Annotated in this window: 1 protein-coding gene; it reads left to right on the top strand. The window is 64.0% G+C overall.

The annotated features are described in order from the left end of the window. Positions 1 to 534, top strand: a 534-nt coding sequence (locus ABD369_RS40975; protein ID WP_344641720.1) for an AMP-binding protein, incomplete at both ends; no start/stop codon positions are given.

Raw genomic sequence — 534 nt, 5'->3', positions numbered from 1 at the left:
GACGATGGACGTACCGGGAGTTCGCCGAGCAGGTGAACGGGCTCGCTGCCGGACTACTTTCCCGTGGTGTGGGGAAGGGCGATCGGGTAGGAATCTGGGCTCCCAACTGTCCGGAATGGACGTTCACGCAATACGCGACGGCAAAGGTCGGCGCGATCCTGGTCAACATCAATCCGGCGTACCGCTCGCACGAGTTGCAGTACGTACTCGAGCAGGCCGGGATCTCGACGCTGGTGTCTGCGGCCAGCTTCAAGACCTCGGACTACGCGTCGATGATCGAGACGGTGCGGCCGCAGTGCCCGGATCTGACGTCGGTGCTCCTGCTCGGTTCACCCGAGTGGGACGCGGTGCTTGCAGACGGCTTGGCGGCGCAGGCAAGCGATCCGGCTCCGCTCGCCGCAGCCCAGGCCGCGTTGTCGGCCGACGACGCGATCAACATCCAATACACCTCGGGTACTACCGGTTTCCCGAAGGGCGCGACGCTCAGTCACCACAACATCCTCAACAACGGCTATTTCGTCGGCGAGTTGTGCC

The sequence above is a fragment of the Kitasatospora cystarginea genome (genome assembly GCF_039533515.1).
Taxonomy (GTDB): domain Bacteria; phylum Actinomycetota; class Actinomycetes; order Streptomycetales; family Streptomycetaceae; genus Kitasatospora; species Kitasatospora cystarginea.
This window is presented reverse-complemented; position numbering and strand designations above follow the sequence as displayed.